The organism is Nostoc sp. (genome assembly GCF_041747015.1).
Classification (GTDB): Bacteria; Cyanobacteriota; Cyanobacteriia; order Cyanobacteriales; family Nostocaceae; genus Nostoc.
This window is the reverse complement of the sequence record NZ_JBGTFY010000335.1, coordinates 1-3991: the sequence shown is the minus strand read 5'-3', so window position 1 is coordinate 3991 and position 3991 is coordinate 1. Positions and strand designations below refer to the sequence as shown.

The 3991-nt window shown below is 38.2% G+C and carries 2 protein-coding genes and 2 pseudogenes; all 4 read left to right on the top strand.

The genetic code is table 11. The annotated features are described in order from the left end of the window. Positions 1–454, top strand: a pseudogene (locus ACEW80_RS27140) (hypothetical protein); the annotation flags it as partial. A gap of 430 nt (positions 455–884) precedes the next feature. After that, positions 885–1211, top strand: a complete 327-nt coding sequence (locus ACEW80_RS27135) for a hypothetical protein (RefSeq protein ID WP_373529581.1) — start codon at positions 885–887, stop codon at positions 1209–1211. Positions 1212–1214: 3 nt separating this feature from the next. Further along, positions 1215–2735: a tubulin-like doman-containing protein gene (locus ACEW80_RS27130; protein ID WP_373529580.1), complete on the top strand. Its 1521-nt coding sequence runs from the start codon at positions 1215–1217 to the stop codon at positions 2733–2735. Positions 2736–2749: 14 nt separating this feature from the next. Beyond that, positions 2750–3991: pseudogene (locus ACEW80_RS27125) on the top strand (hypothetical protein); the annotation flags it as partial.

The window sequence follows — 3991 nt, the reverse complement described above, 5'->3', positions numbered from 1 at the left end:
TGATGAAGTTGCTTGTGGTTTAGTCTTAAATAACACCAAACTCAGAGGACTAAACAAGAAGATAAAAGATCCATTAATTGCCGGAGAAAGCTATGAAATTAATGGGAGACAGATGAACTGGGATCAACGCTTAGAACTTTTAGATGATGAGGATAGTATTGAGCAATTCAAAATACCCAAATTAGAGATAGTATCGCAGTTCCTTTATGATTTTCATATGACTTTGAGAGAATTAGGAATTGAGAGCATCAAACCATTAGAAGGGTATAAAAGAAGTCCAGATATTCAAAGTAATGAAAAATTATGGCGTGAAACTAGCCGCGAAGTAACAAATATTTTACTCAAAATTAAAGGTAAATCAGATGAGATTCGCTTAGAACCCCCCTATATTTTAGCTCTGAAGGCTCTATTGCGCGTTTTAGGTAAAGAGTGGGCTACTAAATGGTCAAAATAAAAACTTCGTTTTATCTTGAGCAGTGAAATGCAAAATCTCAGGTCAAGCAGACTTGGTGGATGAGGAGCGAGGTTTGGTAAAGCTTTTTTTGCAAAAGAACACAACTTTTTGTTGCGCTTTTTTGCAATTGTTTTTTGTCAATATGAAAATTTTCAACCAACTACCACTATTATTACTTAAATTGTAAAGCTTAATGTATGAAATAGCTTATAGGTTTATAATAAATCTTGGATAAAACACTTAACAAGGTTACACTCATGATTTTTCGGGAGGACGCATGATGGCGATCGAGGTAATTCGCATCATAGTTTTCAGCCTAATAGGTTGGCTTGTGATGTTTTTGGGGCAACCGTGGATTTACCGAAGTAGATTTCCTATTGTCCGGCTCACAGATGTACCAAAAATTGAGGCTTGGATAAGTAATTATTACATGACAGGAGCAAATATTGTTTTTTTTGTTTCAGTAATTTCTACTGTTATATGGTATATCATGGCTGCCAAAGCGCAATCAAAAGGAGGAGAGGATGTTGCGAAATGGCCTTTAGTTTGGGTAATAATTTCAATCTTCCCTGTTCTTAGTATTGTTATTGCCATTGGCTTCTTTAGGGGAAGCGATCAAGCTCTTTTGTCTTTAACTACCTTTTTTGTTCTAGATGTTTTATTTCTTTATTGGCTTACTACAGCAACGAGTTCCCCTGGAGGGTTGAAATATGTTCCTCCTGGTGCGTTTTTAATACGTCGTTTATTTGCGAACTAGATAATGACACTTTATATTGTTGGTATTGGTGGTACAGGTGCTAAGTGTGTTGAAGCAGTGATTCATCTGGCTGCTGTAGGTTTATTTACAGAAGAACCTATTAAACTCTTATTTATCGATGCAGATGAAAGTAATGGTAATTTAGAACGCGCTCGAACTAGCCTCAGTATTTATCAAAAATGCTTTGAATTACTAAAGGGTGAAAAACAGCAGAGTTCTTGGATGAAAACACCGATTGAATCATCTGATTTATGGTCACCCTTTAACCAAAAAAGTATCAATAAGAATCTCGGCTCTTTTTATGGGTACAACAACTTAAAACAAAATTATCAAGTATTGGGTAATCTTTTTGATATTTTGTATACCAAAAATGAGCGAGAAGTTGAATTAGATGTAGGGTTTCGTGGTAGACCTGCTATCGGCTCGGCAATTATGAGTCAGATAGATTTAGATGCTCTAGATGAAGAACCTTGGAGAACAATAATAAATCAAATTCAAGGGGATGTGGGTGCAGGCAAACAAGTTAAAATTTTTCTATGTGGTTCAATTTTTGGCGGGACTGGAGCTTCAGGATTGCCGACCATTGGGCGCTTAATTGCTAATAAGTTGAAAAAAAGTAGTATACGCGATCGCGTCAAAATTGCTTGTTTATTTGTGTTGCCTTATTTTAACTTTTCACCAGAAGCAGGCGAAGACCCAAATGAGGTATATGCCCAAGCCGATCTATTTTTGCTCAATACAGAAGCAGCACTTCGCTACTACGAAAATCAAGCCCAAGAAATTTTTGACACAGTGTATCTTCTAGGGAACCAAAACTCTACACAAGTTAAGTTCAGCATTGGTAAAAAAACTCAACGCAATCAGTCACACTTTCTGGAACTATATGCAGCAACCGCCGCACGGCAATTTTTATTAAATACCCCTAAAAGCGGCACGGTAATGTTAGTAGGTCGTGAAGGAGAAAAGAAACTAAGTTGGAGCGATATTCCAGAAGAGAATGTGATTAAATCAGAACTGGTGAATGCCACTCGCTTTGCTTATGCTTGGCGAGCTAGCACTGCTTCAGAATTAGCTAATGCTAAAGAAAAGGGGATTGATTGGGCGCAGAGATATATTAATTGGTTTAGCAGATTCTATCGTCCTAACGCTGGAATGCTGGGGAAGATTTTTGATAAAAAAGGCGAGGAATTGCCCGACTTTGCCGACCCCAAAGAACAAGCCGCAGTTAGGATTGTGACCAACTGGTGTCAAGATTATCTTCGATGGTTACACGATCTGCATATATGTCAAGGTGATGATATTCAACTGTTTGTGTCTCGTTCTTTTACTAATTTTGAAGGACAACTTAAACAAGAGGAATTTTCTAGCCTTGTAATGAATGACAGCCGACCTAAAGATAAACAATTACAGGATACAGTGCAGAGATTGCACGTATCCCTAACATCTGAACCCAGAAATCTCAATCCACCTAACCAAGGAACCGCAGGATTGTCCAAGGCTTTATACATTCTTTGTAGGCTTTAGAAAATAAGTTATTTATGACGACCGCACAACCAAGTAAAAAACAGTTAGATTTTTTTCTTCCCAGATTAAAGCCAGATTCCGATGTTAAACCAATTGATGAAGCTGGGAAATGGCTGCCGCAAAATAACAACGCATTTCAGGCTGTAGCATCGAGCTTAGAATATAAAGCCCCAAGGGAGGTAAAAAGCATTAGCTCTGTACCGACAATGTGGGCGCGTCCTGTGTCAGTAGAGATGGCGCTGCATAATAATCACTATTCCATCCGTGAGCAAATGATTGAGCAGTGGCAAGGGATGTTAGCAGCATTAGCGTTAGCTGAAGTACGTGGTTTGCCACTAACGGCGCAGCTGGTAGAATTACGGAATTTTAGGCACGAAGAATTTGCCCGCGCCTTATATGAACTTCGACCTAGTGATAGTAATAGTCTTTACACTTTAGAGAATAAGCATCCTTGGGAAGATATTTACATATTTTTATGGAATGGGAAACCAGTAGGAATGTCTTCACCAAGTACCTTGGTTTGTCCTTCTGAAGAAGGAGAATGGTTAGGATTAACTTGGTGGCAAAATGGCAGATTACACTCTCCAATTGGGCATCTTAATAGCACTGAAAAATCACTGCTATGGCGTTGGTTAGAAAATCTTCGCAAACAGTTACCTAACCATAATGGGAAGAAACAAGCTATCAATACAATTGGTGGGCTGATAGATCAATTCCGCAGCGATTTAAATGCAGATACACAAACGGCTTTAAGTTTAACAGAAGATCCACAGTTTTTTGGAGTTCCTCTGAATCGAGGTGTACTCATTGCTCTCAATAAACCTGTCAAAGCTCTAGAAAAACCTTCTAATGTTCGTTTAATTCCTAGTCCCGAAAAATTAATTTCCAATCCCGAAAAAGGAAAATTACTTGATTTACTAATTATCGACCCAGAAATTGCTAGGTCATGGAATGAATCACCACAACATATCTGGGTGCATGGTGGCAAAACTTTAGCTTCTTTAAAAATCGAAGATTTGCAGACCAAAAAACTGATTTGGCAGGATGTAAGATGGATTGAATCAAAAGATTTATTCTTGCCAGAATTCTCTTTTATTAATCTAGAGGAAGCTTTACCTGGTGCTTTTCTGCCGAAAGAAACTGTGCCTTTAACTTTCGAGGGTGAACGAATTACGCCACTGATTCCGATCAATCCCATACTACTAGAGTATTTAACACCTGAAGATATCATTCGCCGAATTCAATTACAGCCATTT

Excerpts from the sequence above, each read along its gene's own strand:
- ACEW80_RS27135 (WP_373529581.1), top strand. The coding sequence starts at position 885 with ATGACAGGAGCAAATATTGTTTTTTTTGTTTCAGTAATTTCTACTGTT.
- ACEW80_RS27130 (WP_373529580.1), top strand. The coding sequence starts at position 1,215 with ATGACACTTTATATTGTTGGTATTGGTGGTACAGGTGCTAAGTGTGTT.